This is a genomic window from Janthinobacterium foliorum (assembly GCF_978021625.1).
Genome location: NZ_CDXDQE010000010.1, coordinates 145,610 through 162,206 on the forward strand (window position 1 = coordinate 145,610; position 16,597 = coordinate 162,206).

Here is a 16,597-nt window from a genome sequence, read left to right on the forward strand (position 1 = left end):
GTGAAACCATGAAAATTTATCCAGTGATCCTGTCCGGCGGTTCGGGCACCCGTCTGTGGCCGCTGTCGCGCGCCGTGTTGCCCAAGCAGCTGCTGCCGCTCGTGACAGACAAGACCATGTTGCAAGAGACGGCGCTGCGCGTGCACAGCCTGCCCAACCGCCGTGCCGGCGACAGTGCGCTGGCCGACTGCGAGATCATGGCGCCGCTGGTGGTATGCGGCAACGAGCACCGCTTCATGGTAGCCGAGCAGTTGCGCGAGATCGGCCTGGCGCCGCTGGGCATCCTGCTCGAGCCGGTCGGCCGCAATACGGCGCCGGCCGTGGCGGTGGCGGCGCACTACCTGCTGGCCATCGATCCGCAAGCGCTGATGCTGGTCTTGCCGGCAGACCACGTCATCACGGATGTCGCCGCGTTTCATGTTGCCATCGCCGAGGCGGCGGCGCTGGCCGGCGCTGGCGCCCTGGCCACCTTCGGCATCGTGCCGACGGCGCCGGAAACGGGCTATGGCTATATCCGCAGCGGCGCAGCCGTCGCAGGGGCAGGGCAGGGTCGCCGCGTCGAGCGCTTCGTGGAAAAGCCGGACCTGGCCACGGCGCAGTCGTTTGTCGCGGCAGGCAATTACTACTGGAACAGCGGCATGTTCCTGTTCCGCGCCGAGCGCTACCTGAGTGAGCTGGGGCAGTTCCAGCCAGCCATGCTGGCCGCTTGCGAGCTTGCCGTGCGCGACGGCTACCGTGACCTCGATTTTTGCCGCTTGGAAGAAAAGGCCTTTGCCGCCTGTCCGTCGGACTCGATCGACTATGCCGTCATGGAGCATACGGCGCATGCGGTGGTGGTGCCGGCCGCCATAGGCTGGAGCGATGTCGGTTCCTGGTCGGCCCTGTGGGAAGTGCAGCCAGGTGACGCCAGCGGCAACGTGGTGCGTGGCGATGTGTACCTCGATGGCGTCAGCAATTGCCTGGTGCGCGCCGAGAGCCGCATGGTTGCCGTGCTGGGCGTGCAAGACCTGGTGGTGGTGGAAACGGACGACGCGGTGCTGATCGCGCACAAGGACCAGGTGCAGCGCGTCAAGCAGGTGGTCGACCATTTGAAGCAGGCCGGCCGCAGCGAGCACCAGCAGCACCGCAAGGTGTACCGCCCGTGGGGCAGTTATGAAGGCATCGATATCGGCGAGCGCTTCCAGGTCAAGCGCATTACCGTCAATCCGGGCGGCAAGCTGTCCTTGCAGATGCACCACCACCGCGCCGAACACTGGGTGGTGGTCAGCGGCACGGCCAGTGTGACTTGCGGTGACAAGGTGACCTTGCTCACAGAAAATGAATCGACGTATATCCCCATCGGCATGACGCACCGGCTGGAAAATCCGGGCAAGCTGCCCCTGCATCTGATCGAGGTACAGTCGGGCAGCTATCTGGGCGAGGATGACATCGTCCGGCTGGAGGATGTCTACCAGCGCGTGTGATATCGGTTTTAGCCATGTTCCGGAAGGTGGAAACTATTGGTTCTTGGAATGATGCTATAAAGTAACTTTCCATTGGAAAATAGTTAACACTAAAGATTGCTTTATGCTATGATTCTGCCTGGTTTGATCAGATAAATCATGTGGATGCAAGCGCGTCCGCACTCACGCTCGGTGGAGTCGCATGAAGAAAAATACGTATTCGGCGCTGGCTGCGCTGGCCTTTGCCGGTTCAGTTTTATTTTCGCAGGCGGCGATGGCTGCGCCTGTCGACATCAGTTCCACGCCTGGCGCCGTCAATCTGGCCGCGGGCGGTTCGCTGACGTTCGGTGACAAGTTCAAGAACAATCAAAAAAGTAATTTTTTCAATGATCTGTTCACGTTCAATGTGGCGCAGGCCAGCGATCTGAGCGTGGTATTGAGCTCGCGCAGCAGCAGCGCCGCAAATGGCCTGAACTTGACGGGGTTCGGCCTGTACAGCAGCGTGGGCAATACCTTGCTGCTGGGCGGTGACCAACTGCTGACCGGCATCGATGACAAGTGGACCCTGTCGTATGCCAACCTGGCCGCCGGTTCCTACTACTTGAAAGTCAGCGGCAACGTGGTGTCGAACACGGGCGCAGCTTTCAGCGCGAATGGCAGCCTGGTATCGGCCGTGCCTGAGCCCGGCACCTATGCGATGTTGCTGGCGGGCCTGGGCCTGCTGGGCTTCATGGCACGCCGTCGCCAGAAGGCGGCTTGAGCCCGGCCTGGCTGATTGGCATCCTCGTTTGCGTTTCCATCCCGCAACCGGCCTGAGCCGGTTGCAGTCATCTTGGTGAAAAGTATGAAAAAATTCCTGAAATCCCTGTTTGTGGCCGCCATGTTTGCCGGCAGCAGCCTGGCAGCCCATGCTGCGCCGGTTGACATCAGTCACGCGACGGTGGATCTGACGCAAGACTTGCTCGATTATTCCAGCAGCGAGCTGCTGGGCTCGTTTTCGCTGGCACCGGGCCAGCTGGCTGGCGCGGGCAATAATTTTTTCAGCGACAAGTTCACGTTCAGCGTGACGGGTTTTAACGACCTGAGCGCATTGGCCACGTCGCTCAAGCCGAGCGCCAACTCCGGCCTGACCCTGACGGGCTTTAGCCTGGGTAATGCCAGCGGCATCCTGTTTCATGGCGCCCTTGACCTGATTAATTTCACGGCGCAAGACCAGGCGTGGTCGCTGCAGTCCGGTTCCACGCCTTTGGCTGCTGGCAATTACTTCCTGCAAATTGATGGTTACGTGGCCTCGCCAACTGGCGGCAGCTACAGCGGCATCCTGGCGGTCACGCCGGTACCGGAACCGGAAACCTACGGCATGCTGCTCGCAGGCCTGGGCCTGATCGGTTTCATGGCGCGCCGCCGCAAGCTGCAAGCCTGAAGACTCAAATTCTGTAGATGAAACGGAGGCTGCGGCCTCCGTTTTTTTTTGCCGCGTGCCGACATGGGGCTATAATCGGCCGGCACAGTGGGTGGCTGCGGCATGGCTGCCTGGATATTCCCCAACGACGATATTGACCATTGCATAAATCTCTCTGCTTTTCGCTGGCGCTGGCCGCCGGCATGGCGCACGCCGATGCGCCTTCCATGCCGCCAGGGGTACATGCCGCGCAATTGGCCATCGTGATCAATGATGCGGAGCCGAACAGCGTGGAAGTGGGGGAGTATTATCGCCAGGCGCATGGCGTCCCCGCCGCCAATGTCGTGCACGTGACGATACCGAACCGGCCGAAAAAGCTCAGCGCGGACCAGTTCGCGCAGCTGAAGTCGCGCATCGATGCCCAGCTCAAGCCGGAGATCCAGGCGGTGCTGATGGTGTGGAGCGCGCCTTATGCGGTCGAATGCAATTCCATCACGGCCGCGTATACTCTGGGCTACGACGCTGCGCAGTGCGCCAAGACCTGCAATGCCGGCAAGCCGAGCACCTATTTCAACAGCACTGTCCACCAGCCGTTTGCGCAGATGGGCATGCGCCTGTCGATGCTGCTCCCCGTGGATTTCGTGGACGAGGCCAAGGCGCTGGTGGACCGCGGCACGGTCAGCGGTTTTTCCGTGCCGGCCGCCAGCGCCTACTTCCTGACCACCAGTGAAGGCGCGCGCAATAGCCGTGCGCCCTTTTTTCCACCCGCCGGCGTGGTGCGCCAGCGCAAGCTCACCATTAAGAACATCAAGGCCGATTCCCTTGAGGGAGTGCAAGACATCATGATTTACCAGACGGGCATGGCCAAGGTGGCCAAGCTTGATACCCTGCGTTTTCTGCCGGGCGCCCTGGCGGATCACCTGACCTCGTTCGGCGGCGACTTGCAGGGGACGGCCCAGATGAGCAGCCAGCGCTGGCTCGAGGCGGGCGCCACGGCCAGCTATGGCACCGTCAGCGAACCGTGTAACTTCTGGCAGAAATTTCCCAATTCGACAGTCTTGCTGCGCCGCTATCTGGGCGGGATGACGGCGCTGGAAGCGTATTGGGGCAGTGTCGCGTGGCCGGCGCAAGGTTTGTTCATCGGCGATCCGTTGGCGGCGCCGTATCTGGCATACCGGCGCTGAAGCGCGGATGTAGGGATTTTGTGGACAAAAAAAAGGCTCTTGCGAGCCTTTTTTCTTATGCCTGGCGGCCGGCCTTGCGGCGCCTGGCCAAGGCCAGCAAGCCGAGCCCTGCCATCAGCATGGCCCAGGTTTCGGGTTCCGGCACGGCAGGCGTAATGGGAGGCACAATGGCTCCGCCGCCCGTGCCATTGCTGCCGCTGTCGATGCCGCCGCCCGCGCCGCCACCGCCCACGCCGCCGTTGCCTGCGGGAGCGCCCGTGTCAAAGCCAGACGACGTCAGCAGAGGTGCATAGACGCTATCGGCGCCAGCAAAGGCGCGGCCGGTGCCGCGGTAGCCAGCAGCATCGTCGATTACGGGCTGGTCTTGCGCGGCGATAAAGTCGCGCGTACCGAAGCTGTAACCGCCGCCCGCATTGCCAGTGCGCGCGCCGGCGCTGCTGCCAGCATCGTCTTGTTGTCCCAGCAAATTGGCCAGGCGGTGTCCCTGGTTGCCAAATTGCGGATGGCGTAATACCTGGCTCGATTCGCCTTCGCCAAATTCCGGCGTCTGGCTGCTGCCATCATTGGTGCGGGCGCCAAAGCCGATGAAGCCATTGACGAGGCTGCAGGCGCTGTAGGTGCCGTCGAGGTCGGCGTCGCTGGCCTTGCCATTCGTGCCAGTGGTGCTTGCCTGGCATTTGTTGTCATTCGCATTCGATGCCGGCGGCGCATTTTGCGCCTGGGCGGCGCTGCCGCACAGTGCTGCTGCAAGGATCAGGGCGCTCGCAGGGAGCCGTGGGAGGGGTGTAAACATGGCTGATCTCTTCGAATATATCCGGGCCTGGCGGATGCGCACAGACCTGCGGAATAGGATTTCTGCCGATATCGGGCGATGCGGCCTTTGTGGGCATCGTCAGACTGGCAACTCAAGGTGCAGGCGTGGATGGAGCCTGCTCCTGCGTTCGTTCGCATTGCTTTAAAGCATTAATATATTGCAAATATTAAAACTTATTTGCATGAAATATATCATATTTTCCCCTGTGATGCTTTCCTTTGAGTGAAAAAAGGAATGTATGTTGCCAAGAAGCCACTCCAATCCACCGCGGTGGCGGCGCCTCCGCGCGTCATTTACTCCATTCGGCTTAATCAAATGTCATCAAGTCGTCATCCTGGTTCTTTAATATGCAAATAACAAGTCTGCAACCATTTTGTTAATTGTGGTGCGCCGGCCCGCCGATTCGGGTTGGCGCCATTTTTTTTACTGACCGGGATCTCCATGCACACTTCGCTTTCCTCCCTGCGCGCGCCTTTGCGCCTGACCGTCATGGCTGCCATGCTGGCCAGCCTGTCCTTGCCGGCACTGGCCGCTTCCGATATCGTCATCAGCCAGGTATATGGCGGTGGCGGCAATAGCGGTGCCTTGTACACCAACGACTTCATCGAAGTGTTCAACCGAGGCGCCAGCCCGGTGAACGTGAGTAACTGGAGCGTGCAGTACGCATCCGCCGCAGGCACCACCTGGGCCGTGACGGCTCTGCCGGCGATCGATCTGCAACCTGGCCAGTATCTGCTGGTCCAGCAAGCCAAGGGCGCGGGCGGCACGGAAGCGCTGCCGACACCGGACGCCACGGGCAGCGTGGCCATGTCGGGCACGGCGGGCAAAGTGTTGCTGAGTAATAGCAAGACGGCGCAAACGGGCGCCAATCCCGCGGGTGCGGCCGTCATCGACCTGGTCGGTTTTGGCACGGCCAACGGCTTCGAGGGCAATGTGGCGCCGGCGCCATCGAATACCCTGGCGATCCTGCGCGCGAATGGCGGCTGCGGCGACACGGACGACAACGGCGCCGACTTTGCCACCGGCAGCGTGACGCCGCGCAACACGGCCACGGCCTTGCATGCCTGCGGCGGCCCCGTGGTGCACCAGATCATCACCAGCTGCCCCGCCAGCCTGGCCCTGGCCGTCGGCAATGGCGGCAACGCCGTGCTGCGCGCTTCCGACGTCGATGGCGTGGTGAATGCCGCCAGCCTGAGTTCGCCCGCCGTGGCCGGCATCAGCCTGGCCAATTTCAGCGCCGCCGGCGTGGCCGGCGAGAGCGCGACGGTGAACCTGCTGGTGGCAGCTGGCGTGCCAGTCGGCAATTACCCTGTGATTGTGAATTTCAGCAACGACCAGCAGCAAAGCGCCAGCTGCAAGATCGATGTCGCCGTGCAAGGTCTGGCCGCCATCAGCCACACGATTCCGCAAATCCAGGGCAGCGGCGCGGCCAGCCCGTACGCCAATTCCGTGCAGACGACGCAAGGTGTCGTCACCCTGAAAGTGGGCACCGGCTTCTTCATCCAGGATGCGGCCGGCGATGGCGACCCGTCGACCTCGGACGGCATCTTCGTCTACACGGGCAGCGCTGCCACCACCGTGCAGCCGGGCGAACTGGTGCGCGTGACGGGCACGGTGTTCGAATACACGCCCACGGGCGCAAAAAATTCCTACACGGAATTCAAGGACGTGACGGCCATCCTTACGCAAAGCACCGGCCACAGCATCGTGCCGACGAACGTGACCTTGCCGAATGACAACCTGGCCGCCGTCGAAGGCATGCTGGTGCGCTTCACGCAGCCCCTGACCGTGTCGCAGAACGCCTACCTGGGCGCGCGCGGCGAGCTGACCCTGTCGGCCGGCCGGCGCGAAGTGCCGACCAACCGCCATCCGGCCGGCTCCGCCGAGGCGCAAGCCCTGATCGCCGCCAATGCGAACAACCTCATCGTGCTCGATGATGGCATCTTTGTCGCGCCGCCGACGATCCCCTACATCGGCCAGGATGGCACCGTGCGCAGCGGCGACACGGTGGCCGACCTGACGGGCGTGGTGGACTTTGGCGCCATCGGCGGCGGCGGCGCCGCCTACAAATTGCAGCCGACGCAGACGCCGCAGTTTTCGCGCGACAACCCTCGCACGGGCAGCCCGGCACTGCCAGCCGGCAACGTCAAGGTCGCCAGCGCCAATGTGCTGAACTTCTTCACGACCTTCACGAATGGCAATAACGTGTTTGGCCAGACGGGCCAGGGCTGCACCCTGGGCAGTTCCAGCAGCAAGAGCAATTGCCGCGGCGCCGACAACCTGGCCGAATTCGTGCGCCAGCGCGACAAGATCGTGGCCGAGCTGCAAGCCATCGATGCGGACGTGGTGGGCCTGATGGAAATCCAGAACAATGGCGAAACGGCCGTCACCTATCTGGTCGACCAGCTCAACGCGGCCATCGGCGGCGTCACGTATGCCGTGGTGCCGAAACCGGCCGCCACGGGCACGGACGCCATCCGCGTGGCCATGATCTACAAGCCTGCCAAGCTGGGCCTGGTGGGCGGCGCCTTGTCCGATGCCAACGCCATCAACAACCGTCCGCCAATGGCGCAAACCTTCAAGGCGGCGAACGGCGAGAAATTCTCGCTGATCGTCAACCACCTGAAGTCGAAGGGCAGCTGCCCGTCCGGCGCGGGTCCCGATGCGGACAACAACGATAGCCAGAGCTGCTGGAATGCCACCCGCGTACAGCAGGCGCAGCGCCTGGTCGGCAGCTTCGTGCCGCAAGTGGCGGCCGCCGCCGGCGACACCGACGTGCTGGTCATTGGCGACTTGAATTCGTATGGCGCGGAAGATCCGATCCAGGTCATCACGGGCGCCGGCTTCGTCAACGAACTCGAGCGCTTCGTGCGGCCATCGGGCATGCCGTATTCGTATGTGTTCGGCGGCCAGAGCGGCTATCTCGACCATGCGCTGGCCAGTGCTTCGCTGAGTGCGCAAGTGGCGGGCGTGGCCGAATGGCATGTGAATGCGGATGAACCGGAGGTGATCGACTACAACATCGATGCAGCCAAGCCGCAGGACCTGTACAACGCCTTGCCGTACCGCGCCTCGGACCACGATCCCGTCGTCATCAGCCTGGATTTGCAGCCGGCCTACCGCGACATCACGGCCGCCGTCTCGACGGCCAGCTCGGGCCTGACGTTCAACCGCGCGACGCAAAAATACACGGGCACGTTTGCCTTCACCAACACGGGCACGACGGCCATCAACGGCCCGTTCCAGGTGGTGTTCGGCGGCTTGCCTGCCGGCGTGGCCCTGGCCAACGCCAGTGGCAGCCATGCGGGCGCGGCCTTCGTTACCGTCAACGCGGCCAGCCTGGCGCCGGGCGCGACCGCCTCGTTCGCCGTCAGCTTCACCAATCCGTCGAAAGTGACGATCAATTACTCGGCCAGCATTTTTGCCGGCAACTTCTAAGGACACCATCATGTTGACAACGAAACTCAATCTCACCCTGCGCCGTGCCGTGCTGGCCGCCTTGCTCGCTGGCAGCAGCAGCCTGGCGCTGGCGGACCCGCTGGGCTACCACGTGGAAATCGACACGAGCGCGTTTTCCGGCGCCGGTTTCCTTGACTTCGCGTTCATCGCCGGCAATAGCCCCGCACCGGGCGCCAGCGCCATCCTGAGCAATTTCTCGGGCGCCTTTGGCGCGCTGGAATCGCTGGAAGGCAGCGTCAGCGGCAGCGCACCGGGCACCTTGACCTTCGGCAACGCCGGCGCCTACAACGACTGGTTTCAGAATGTGACCCTGGGCGGCAAGTTCGGCTTCAACATCGTCTTTGGCGGCGACTTCCTCACCACTGCCGGCAATGCGGGCACGACCTTCGGCGTGGGCTTGCTCGACGCCACGGGCATGTCCTACCTGGGCAATGTGAATGGCAACCTGCTGCAGTTCGAGCTGACGCCGCTCAATGGCGGTGTGCCGGCCAGCATTGCCGGCAGCACGTATGCCAGCATCGCTTCCATTTCGGCCGTGCCGGAAGCGTCGGAGTGGATGATGCTGACGGGTGGCCTGGCGCTGATCGGTTTTGCCTTGCGCCGGCGCCAGCTCGTCACGCCAGCGTAAATAGCCGTTGTCCAGCCTGAACACAGCGTGCCTCGGTGCGCTGTGTTTTTTTTCGCCTATTTATTCGGAATAGCTATAAATCTGGAAACTAAATTGTATTAGTCAGCGGTTAACGCTTGATGCATAGTCAAAAACTTGTCGAGCCGTCTAGTTTCTCAGGGAGGGCCGCCAACCTTTTTGGGAGGATGCATCGATGCGCCGTCATATTCTGGTGCTGGACCCTGCGCCAGCCACGCAAGCCTTGCTGGTGCATAACCTGGAAGGCGCCGCCTACCGGGTCAGCTGCGCGCTGGATGCGCGCGGCGCGCTGGCCTTGCTGGCGGCGCAGGCGCCCGACTTGCTGCTGCTGGAGTGGGAATTGCCGGACCTTTCCGGCATCGCGCTGCTGCACCAGCTGCGCCAGGATAACGTGCTGTGCGAATTGCCCATCATCATGGCCAGCGTGCGCGACAGCGAGCAAGACAAGGTGCTCGCGCTGGAAAGCGGCGCCGACGATTACCTGTGCAAGCCCTTCGGCCCGCGCGAGATGCTGGCCCGCGTGCATGCGCTGCTGCGCCGGCGCGCGCCGGCGGGCTGGCGTGGCGGCGCCGGCGCTGCGGCTGGGCCGGCGGCGCTGCGCCTCGATCCGCACACCTTGCGCGTGACGGCCGGCAGCGTGCCCGTCAACCTGGGCCGCGTGGAATTCAAGCTGCTGCATTTCCTGATGGACCATCCCGGGCGCGTGCACAGCCGCGCGCAGCTGCTGGACCAGGTGTGGGGCCACGCCGCCTACCTCGACGAACGCACGGTGGACGCCCACGTGGGGCGCTTGCGCCACGCCTTGCAGCCCGGCGGCTGTGGCCACCACATCGAAACCGTGCGCGGCAGCGGCTACCGCTACCTGGCGTCCGGCGCCGTCTGCGCATGATGCTGCTGACGGCCAGGGAGCAGGAATATTTGCTGCACGCCATTGTCGGTGCGCATGGCATCGCCGCGCGCAGCGATTTTTTCCTGTGGAGCCAGGGGCCGCTGCAGGCGCTGCTGCCGCACGCCGTCCTTGTCTGCGCGCAACTGGGCGCCGATGGCGCCGTGCTGCGCAGCGAGGCGTGGCATAGCGCCGTGCTCGATCCGCGGCAGCTGGCGCGGCACGAGGAACAGGTGGCGCCCCTGGCGCGGGCCTGGCGCGCGGCTGGCAGGCAGGCACGCCTCATCGATCAGGTATTGGTGCATGGCAACCTGTCGTCCAGTGGCGGCAGCCTGTTTGCCCTGTCTGCCATGCCCATGCCGGAGGCGGACGCGGCGCGCCAGGCGTATCTGCTGGAATTGCTGCTGCCTTATCTGCAGCTGCACTGGCTGGCCTTGCCAGGCAGCAGCCAGCCGCTCGCCGCCGCGCCGCGCGCGGCCAGCGCCCGCGAACTGGAAATATTGCGCTGGGTCAGTATCGGCAAAAGCAATCAGGAAGTGGGGCAGATTCTCGGCATCAGCGGCTGGACCGTGAAAAGCCACTTACAGCGCATTTATAAATTGCTGGGCGTAAGCAACCGCACGCAAGCCGTCACGCGCGGCATGGCGCTGCAGTTGATCGGGCATCAGCGCTGATTGCCTGGCTGCAGCTTGCCGCTGCCGCCATCCACCTGTTCCATCGTGCTGAGCGACACTTGCAGCACGTCCGGGCTGGCTTGCAGGCGCGCCGCTTCGTCCGCGGTCAGCAGGGCGGCAAAGCCGTTGAGCGTCACGGTGTAGCGGTATTGCACGGGCGCTCCGGCCACCAGCGCCAGCACGGCGCGCTGCTTGTCTTCCAGATAGGCCGTGTAGCGCCGCGCCGCCTCGCTGCCCGTGTCGAGGCGCTGGCCCTGGGCGATGGTGGGCGCCAGGCCCGGCACGCCGCCCGTGTAGGCGGCCAGCGGCGCATCGGCCAGCTGCACGATGTAGGCGCGCCGCGTTTGCGCGGCGGGCGCCTGCCCGTCCGTTTGCACGGCGCCGGCCATGCCGGCGGCACTGGCGAGCAGGGCGAAGGTCAGGGTGTGTGTCGGCATGTCGCTTCCTTTCATGCGATGCAACAAGGTGATTGTACTCCCGCCGCAGGACGGGGCGGCAGCGCTGCGAAGTGAAATGTCGGCATCGAATACTCTCCCCGTAGATCGCGCAAATTCAGGAGCACATCGGCATGACAATTGCCGAGGTGTCGTTCTTGGAGACGTCCAAGCGACAAGACGTTCTCGCGGCCGTGTTGGATAACCTTGAGTGATGCGGTAAGAGCGCAGTACATAACGAAGGGACCGATATGGTCAAGATTAATCGGAAATATCAGTTTTCTGGCGACAAATGCTGTGCCGAGGTATTGCCCACCGCAAGGAAAATTTCGGAATTCTGCCGCTAGACACGCTGAATAAGTTGCTGTACATTAACGATGTCGGTTCACGGCATTGTTTTTCCCCAGCCACTTACCTATGCCTTCATCGGTAAGTGACGTAAGTCGCTAACTCCTTTTTAACCCGCAATGCGGAATCTATTAGGAGTAGTGCACCATGACAATTTTGACACAATCGGCAATCGCAGCTCACCAGGCTAAACTGGATCAACCCCAAGAAGGGCAGCGCTATTCCCAATACCCCGTTCATGCGGTGGAGTTTTGGAGTAAATTGTTTGCCTTCGCCAAAAATCAGGCAACTGCTAAGCAGGTGTTGGCTGAAATCGGCGATATCGAAAACGAGCCTTGCATCGAAAATGAACGTGTATTTCGCAACGTTCAGCACGCTCGCAAAACTGCAAAGCTCGCCTTACTTAATTCATCAGCGAAGATCAAGCGCTAAACATTTGCTGGCAGGACTCCGGGAACCCGGGGTTTTGTCGGCCATTGCGAGTGCCATGTTGGCAACGTCAACAAGATCGTATGCCTTTGCTGCAGGATGCATTTCGCATATCGTTCCGCCGAGCAGGCTTGCCAGCTTCTATTCCAATGTCACGTTTGAATCACTCATCACTCATCTTACTCGCGTCCAGCAACTGGCGCTAATAAGTTTCATCAAATACAGAGTTAATAACTAATGTCATAAATTTCATTACGTAGTAATGCTCCGATTAGAGGTGCACTATGACGCCGCGTAAAGCACTTTTCCTGTCCCATGGTATCTTCCATGAAAAATAATATAACCTAATCGGGAAGAACGTTTTTAGAATCTCGATGGGATTTGATAGATGAAAAAATTATGGCAGCGAGTGAAGTGCATGATGTTCCTGTCGTCCTGTCGCAATCCCGCTCGCATGGATTGATCCAGCAGTTGTAGTAATGACCAGATGGTTTTTTTGGGGATCTGTCTCTTATTCATATTTTCAATAGTGTAAAATTATCGTTGTCGGCAATCGGCATTTTTGTATAAATCAACGTGCTTTCCATAACGCAAAAAATGCAGCATCGGCTGCATCCAACGCAATACTTCCCCTCCCCAGCCTATCAAGGTAACTTTCCGCTTACCGACCTACATCGGCAAGCCGCGCTTGCTTACTCCTTTTTTCTCACCGCCTAGCGGGATTTATTAGGAGCTTCATCATGCAAAACAATTATCAAATGGCTTTCCGTGACCAAACCACCGGTTGGGATCCATCGTGCAACGATGTTAATGCAAAAAATGGTTTTGGGATGTTACCAGCGGAAGTGGCATTGCAGGCTGGTGATATCAAGGAGTTCTCTGCAATCATTTCGCATTCGGAGTTCAAAACAGAAAGCCTCGGTCGCGTATATACTTTTCTCGCCATCTGCCGCCATGATTCTGAAAAAACGTATCAAGCAATTTTCAGCTATTTTCTTGATCGTTTTGAATTCAATGAATCCATCGATCAATTTGTGAAAATTAATTAAAAAAATCTCTGGTGTGCCATCCATGTTCGCCAGTATTAAATTCGGTAAATTTTATTTCAATTTGTAATTAATCGATTCTTAAAAACATCACGTCTATTCTCTCAATTCAGTACTCAGGAACATCATGAAAATTCCATCTAAAAATATCGATAATCCGTACATTTACATCGTTTCCTTTCTCGTAGCGTTACCTGTCTGCGCTGCAATCTGGACTTCGAAAAAAATTATCTGGCCATTGTTGTGCGTTTCCGCAAAGGCTGCGTTCAAACAAATTCGTAAACGTGCTGTGAAGAAGAAAATCGCTACACCAACGACGCAGTTGCCGACGCCCGACATCTTCAAGGACGCTCCAAATCTGGCACGCGCCCGGTCGTTCGTTTCTAAATAAAATCAATTTGCAATGACCTATCAATTGATAGGTCAAAACGCTGCAACAGAAAATATCATGCAAGAATTTCTCTCGCAGGTAGTCATTTTTGCCGTTGCTGCAGCAGCTTCGTTTGGCGTTTTCGCGAAAGATGTGATGGCTAACCTCGCCAATGTGACCCCAGTCTATTCGGACCGGGTGCAGCAGTGAAATGGTCTACGAGGACTCACCGCAGAAGGTTTTTGCGGTGAGTCCAGGTAGTGCCATCGCCAGCCTTGCTGGTTGCATTACTCGGTAGCCAGCTTGGTGGCGGTAACGGTCGTTTAGCCATGACAGCGCTCGGAGCAGTTACGGGAGCCGTGAGCGGCGACTTTATGGCGCAGCAACAGCGGAATATGCAGCCTCAGCAAGTATGCCGTGGGGTGCAACGTTCTGAACAGTACATCGGCAGCTATAGCGTCACCTATGTTTCTCAGCGTGATACGTTTCAATCTTTTCAGTTCTACGACCCCAGCCGGGGCGTTGCTGTAAAGGCAATGTCGGTTCAGATGACCCTGAGCATGCATTAAGCATCTCTGGCATTAAACCGCTTTGTGATTTGCCCGATCGTGCCGCAAGCGACGGTCGGGAATTTTACGTTTACGCTCAATACTCGGCTTGACAGGCCAAGTTCATTCCCAGAATTTTTCTATATTTGTAGCTGATTTCATCACCCCGGACTCATTTCAAGTTGTGATAAATCTTCTGACGGTAAAACATCGCACCACGCTGCGGATCTTGCCGGCTACGGAAAAGAAATTACTGTCCGCCACCGTCATCAACAGGGGAACAGGGCATGCGACACCGAGGTGGAGGAAGCGCACGGTTTTGCGCCTGGCAAGAAGGCCACGAAGGAATTGAAAGGACGTCGCCGACGGACTGCTGGCATGCACCTTCAGTATCCGCAGCAAAGGCTGGATGCGGATCGATGCCGTGGAACGACCGGATTTCGTTCGTGCTGACGGAGTCCTTGGCCATCAAGAGCGTCAAGCCGCTGGACGTGATCAAGGAAATGGAATCGAGCACGAAGAACGACGAAGAGTGTTTCGACGGCGACGTGATGTTGATCACGGGTGAACTGAGCAAATTGGTGGCCGATGTGGTTGAAGTGCTGCGTGATGAAGCCAAGAGCTCAACCTTAGCGTAAGGCCAACCGGATCGGAATTCGCTAACGAGGTCCCCCAAAAGCCCCCATGTCTGAATATAGGAGGCTTTTAAGTTGGGTAAGGGGAGCAGATTATGCCTTCGGTTCTGCGAGGCATTCCGTGCAAGTGTGCCGAACAAAGTGCGCTTCGACCAGGTGTGGCAAGCGGCACTTCCTGCAGCGCATGACTTTCACATTATCGCGCGGGAATTTTGATGCTCCGCCGCGAGCTATTTCGCGCCAGCCGATACTATATCCATTGCCGGCCAAGAGCGCGAACCGCTCAGGACTGATCAATGCAGCACCCATGCACAATCCAAGGTAATTGTTGTAGCTCAGTGTGAAGGCAATACCGTGAGCATCAGGGAGCGGCTCATGTTTCTCACGGTAGGCCGCATACATCAGCAACAGCAAAGCTGAATGTAAACGCAAGGTGCGGCTACCCAGGAACCATTCGTGGTTCGTCGGCGTTTGACCGGATTGTGATTGCGTACCTGTGACGGTCTTGTAAATTGCTCGGGAATCGGCCGGCTTTGTCCGCGCAACCGAAGTAAGGGTGACTGCCCGTGCACCCATGCCGGCCAAGGCCTGTGAAATTGCCACTTTCGAGGCATAAGAAACACTGGCCTTGTGATCCAAATTGCCTGTCGTGTTCTGCATGCTCGATCCTTAAAGTGAGGTGATAGGTAGCTGCTCTGAATACGACCCGAGCATGGCGCGAAGTAGTACGTCCTCGCTACCCGTACCTTCAAGGGCTGACTTAAATTCAGGACTGGCAATTCGCAGCAAGAAGATGGGCAGGCCCGTCATTAAAAGCGCGTTCAGCTTCGCTTTATCCATGCCGGCCAGCTTTCCCAGGGTTTCAGCATTAGCTCCGAAGACCGCGGGCGCGAGTGGGTCCTGATACTCGACCATAGCTACCAATGCTTCCACCACAGCAAAGTTTGCCGTTTCAATTTTTTTGCGCACGACGCTGTGCGTGTCGAAGATTGCCTTTGCAACTGGAATGTTATTGTCGCTCACAATACCTCCTATGCCCCGGCCTTGGCCAACTGCTGACCAAAAAGAACGAACGTCTCACCAAGGGAAGAGATCGCAGCCTTTACAGTTTTATCCTTTTCCGACAGTGACTTAAGCAGTGCGATCGGGAATTGGGCGATCAATGCGTCGGCTTTTACTTTCATTGCCAGGAACTGGGAGGTGCCCGCACTGGTCTCTTGGATCGCCTCTTGTAACTTTTGCTGTTGATCAGCGAGGGTTTGAAGTTCAATCGATACTTCATCGCGTCGCGTAGCCAGTAAAGCCAGTTCCCGTTTTTTTTCGTTGATCGCCTCTTCAACACTAACAAACCCCGCTGGTAATACTTCCCTGGTCTCGAAACGTACTTGAGTTTCTTGGGAATTCAGCTTCTGGATTTGTTCTTCCAGATCGCTCCGGCGCTGCTCTCCGCGGCGAATCATTTCTGCCTGGCTTTCCTGCTCGCGCTGGTTCCTTGCCTTATCTAATTCCCGTTGACGCTGCTCATCCTCGAGTTGGCGTGTCTTTGCGGATAAGTCGGCCTGAGCACTTGCTAGTTGCGCTGCTGCATCGGCTTCGGCCTTATGCATTGCCTCCATCACCACATGGTGGTCAATAGTCTTCCCCTGCGATGCAATTACTCGCAACTCATCTACGACGTGGGAGTCTGTGGTGGGGGAGAGTAGTGCAAGGGCCCTCTGGGTAAATGCGTTGGCCTCTGAAAGGTCGACTTGGCCGTTATGGGAAAAATGGGCCTTGAGTACTTTATTGATGTGCATGTACCGGGAAATCATGCGATTTCCGAGGTCCAACTCACTTTGGACAAAGGAGCGAAAACCGGCACCCAATATTTCTTGCATGACGCAGAGTTGCTGGGTCATTACGTAAAGTTCGCCGATCAGTCGACGGCCGGAGGAGCGAAATTCGCTCACAGACATACGCAGGCGAATTAAGCTATCACTAGACAAATCTGCAAGTACCGAGGTTGAGTCTGTGCATAGTGCGTTTGTATCAAGTAAAGCTGGAGTCATGTGTAACATTGCTAGCCCAAAATAACAGTTCGAGTGACGTGAAAAAGTATGCCCGTTTTCTTAGCGGCACCATTTATAAAACGGTTGGACTTTTCTGTAGGACTCGCTGAGCAGCGCAGTTACATCGTTTCCCCGTTGGGGAGTTCCAATAAGACCGTATGGAAAAAGCAACAAATGATTGTTTCTTCTCAACCCGCAAGCGTAGGACTCTTCCTACTTTCCGTCAACGAAA

At 58.8% G+C, this 16,597-nt stretch carries 19 protein-coding genes; 14 read left to right on the forward strand and 5 right to left on the reverse strand.

Translation table 11 applies throughout. The annotated features are described in order from the left end of the window. Nucleotides 1-8 precede the first annotated feature (8 nt). The 4 genes from ACZ92H_RS20015 (at nt 9) to ACZ92H_RS20030 (ending at nt 4,028) form a co-directional block, all read left to right on the forward strand. A complete protein-coding gene (locus ACZ92H_RS20015) occupies nt 9-1,463 on the forward strand; it encodes a mannose-1-phosphate guanylyltransferase/mannose-6-phosphate isomerase (RefSeq protein WP_465050751.1) in 1,455 nt (484 codons plus the stop codon). A gap of 181 nt (nt 1,464-1,644) precedes the next feature. Further along, nucleotides 1,645-2,202 carry an FxDxF family PEP-CTERM protein gene (locus ACZ92H_RS20020; protein WP_131373786.1) on the forward strand — a complete coding sequence of 186 codons (558 nt, stop codon included), beginning with the start codon at nt 1,645-1,647 and terminating at the stop codon, nt 2,200-2,202. Nucleotides 2,203-2,286: 84 nt separating this feature from the next. Next, nucleotides 2,287-2,865 (forward strand): FxDxF family PEP-CTERM protein, encoded by a 579-nt coding sequence (locus tag ACZ92H_RS20025; RefSeq protein WP_465050752.1) that lies wholly within the window; start codon nt 2,287-2,289, stop codon nt 2,863-2,865. A gap of 140 nt (nt 2,866-3,005) precedes the next feature. Further along, nucleotides 3,006-4,028: a TIGR03790 family protein gene (locus ACZ92H_RS20030; protein ID WP_465050753.1), complete on the forward strand. Its 1,023-nt coding sequence runs from the start codon at nt 3,006-3,008 to the stop codon at nt 4,026-4,028. 55 nt (nt 4,029-4,083) lie between these two features. Here ACZ92H_RS20030 and ACZ92H_RS20035 read toward each other — a convergent pair whose 3' ends face one another. Next, entirely contained in the window at nt 4,084-4,821 is a 738-nt protein-coding gene (locus tag ACZ92H_RS20035) for a PEP-CTERM sorting domain-containing protein (protein ID WP_465050754.1), read from the reverse strand. A 462-nt stretch (nt 4,822-5,283) separates the two neighbouring features. Between ACZ92H_RS20035 and ACZ92H_RS20040 the strand changes: the two genes are divergently transcribed. The 4 genes from ACZ92H_RS20040 (at nt 5,284) to ACZ92H_RS20055 (ending at nt 10,507) form a co-directional block, all read left to right on the forward strand. Continuing rightward, the gene (locus ACZ92H_RS20040) at nt 5,284-8,280 is read left to right on the forward strand and encodes an ExeM/NucH family extracellular endonuclease (RefSeq protein WP_465050755.1); all 2,997 of its coding nucleotides are present in this window, start codon (nt 5,284-5,286) and stop codon (nt 8,278-8,280) included. A gap of 10 nt (nt 8,281-8,290) precedes the next feature. Then, on the forward strand, nt 8,291-8,929 hold the full coding sequence (locus tag ACZ92H_RS20045; RefSeq protein WP_465050756.1) for an NF038129 family PEP-CTERM protein: 639 nt from the start codon (nt 8,291-8,293) through the stop codon (nt 8,927-8,929). A 193-nt stretch (nt 8,930-9,122) separates the two neighbouring features. Continuing rightward, nucleotides 9,123-9,836 carry a winged helix-turn-helix domain-containing protein gene (locus tag ACZ92H_RS20050; RefSeq protein ID WP_131373781.1) on the forward strand — a complete coding sequence of 238 codons (714 nt, stop codon included), beginning with the start codon at nt 9,123-9,125 and terminating at the stop codon, nt 9,834-9,836. Beyond that, on the forward strand, nt 9,833-10,507 hold the full coding sequence (locus ACZ92H_RS20055; RefSeq protein WP_131373780.1) for a LuxR C-terminal-related transcriptional regulator: 675 nt from the start codon (nt 9,833-9,835) through the stop codon (nt 10,505-10,507). Before ACZ92H_RS20050 ends, ACZ92H_RS20055 begins: the two co-directional genes overlap by 4 nt. On the opposite strand, the gene ACZ92H_RS20060 is transcribed toward ACZ92H_RS20055, so the two are convergent. Continuing rightward, nucleotides 10,498-10,944: a protease inhibitor I9 family protein gene (locus ACZ92H_RS20060; RefSeq protein WP_465050757.1), complete on the reverse strand. Its 447-nt coding sequence runs from the start codon at nt 10,942-10,944 to the stop codon at nt 10,498-10,500. The genes ACZ92H_RS20055 and ACZ92H_RS20060 overlap by 10 nt on opposite strands. 492 nt (nt 10,945-11,436) lie before the next feature. Between ACZ92H_RS20060 and ACZ92H_RS20065 the strand changes: the two genes are divergently transcribed. The 6 genes from ACZ92H_RS20065 to rdgC all read left to right on the forward strand — a co-directional run bounded on the left by ACZ92H_RS20065 (nt 11,437) and on the right by rdgC (nt 14,320). Beyond that, on the forward strand, nt 11,437-11,721 hold the full coding sequence (locus tag ACZ92H_RS20065) for a hypothetical protein (protein WP_465050758.1): 285 nt from the start codon (nt 11,437-11,439) through the stop codon (nt 11,719-11,721). A gap of 737 nt (nt 11,722-12,458) precedes the next feature. Further along, nucleotides 12,459-12,767, forward strand: coding sequence for a hypothetical protein (locus ACZ92H_RS20070; RefSeq protein WP_465050759.1), 309 nt, complete (start codon nt 12,459-12,461; stop codon nt 12,765-12,767). A gap of 124 nt (nt 12,768-12,891) precedes the next feature. Further along, nucleotides 12,892-13,155 (forward strand): hypothetical protein, encoded by a 264-nt coding sequence (locus ACZ92H_RS20075; RefSeq protein WP_465050760.1) that lies wholly within the window; start codon nt 12,892-12,894, stop codon nt 13,153-13,155. A 12-nt stretch (nt 13,156-13,167) separates the two neighbouring features. Further along, nucleotides 13,168-13,344 carry a hypothetical protein gene (locus tag ACZ92H_RS20080; protein WP_465050761.1) on the forward strand — a complete coding sequence of 59 codons (177 nt, stop codon included), beginning with the start codon at nt 13,168-13,170 and terminating at the stop codon, nt 13,342-13,344. Nucleotides 13,345-13,394: 50 nt separating this feature from the next. After that, nucleotides 13,395-13,703 (forward strand): hypothetical protein, encoded by a 309-nt coding sequence (locus ACZ92H_RS20085; protein WP_465050762.1) that lies wholly within the window; start codon nt 13,395-13,397, stop codon nt 13,701-13,703. A gap of 398 nt (nt 13,704-14,101) precedes the next feature. Further along, nucleotides 14,102-14,320, forward strand: a complete 219-nt coding sequence (rdgC, locus tag ACZ92H_RS20090) for a recombination-associated protein RdgC (RefSeq protein WP_465050763.1) — start codon at nt 14,102-14,104, stop codon at nt 14,318-14,320. 90 nt (nt 14,321-14,410) lie between these two features. Here rdgC and ACZ92H_RS20095 read toward each other — a convergent pair whose 3' ends face one another. From ACZ92H_RS20095 to ACZ92H_RS20105, 3 genes are read right to left on the reverse strand one after another with little or no spacing between them, the layout of a single operon-like run. After that, nucleotides 14,411-14,977: a hypothetical protein gene (locus ACZ92H_RS20095; protein ID WP_465050764.1), complete on the reverse strand. Its 567-nt coding sequence runs from the start codon at nt 14,975-14,977 to the stop codon at nt 14,411-14,413. Between the two features lie 9 nt (nt 14,978-14,986). Then, on the reverse strand, nt 14,987-15,340 hold the full coding sequence (locus ACZ92H_RS20100; protein ID WP_465050765.1) for a hypothetical protein: 354 nt from the start codon (nt 15,338-15,340) through the stop codon (nt 14,987-14,989). Between the two features lie 8 nt (nt 15,341-15,348). Continuing rightward, entirely contained in the window at nt 15,349-16,365 is a 1,017-nt protein-coding gene (locus ACZ92H_RS20105; RefSeq protein WP_465050766.1) for a hypothetical protein, read from the reverse strand. Between the last annotated feature and the right edge of the window lie 232 nt (nt 16,366-16,597).